We start from the raw sequence: 300 nt of genomic DNA on the forward strand, positions 1-300 counted from the left end.
ACAGCATCAGCGGGAGAAGAAGCGGGGCAAGAAGAAAACGGGGGCGCCAGCAAAGCACGGCGCGAAACGAAGAACAGGGGGGGCGGACGCACCCAGGCGGAGAACGGGAGAGAAGGGGGAAGAGGAGGAAAAGAAGAAGCGGACGGCGCTTCAGGGAGGGGGGGAAGCGGGCAACGAAGACGAATCGGACGAGAGAAGGAAGGCCAAAAAAACAATACAGCGGCAGGAGGAGGGGAGAGCATATCCTGAGCTTTTGCGCTTAAATAGTTGGTATAAAACACCAGCCCATTTTCAGTAATC

General features: G+C 56.7%; 1 pseudogene. It reads right to left on the bottom strand.

What is annotated here, in order from left to right:
* Window positions 1-242: pseudogene (locus FHK88_RS08505) on the bottom strand (hypothetical protein); the annotation flags it as partial.
* Between the last annotated feature and the right edge of the window lie 58 nt (window positions 243-300).

The organism is Psychrobacter sp. I-STPA6b (assembly GCF_020662265.1).
Classification (GTDB): domain Bacteria; phylum Pseudomonadota; class Gammaproteobacteria; order Pseudomonadales; family Moraxellaceae; genus Psychrobacter.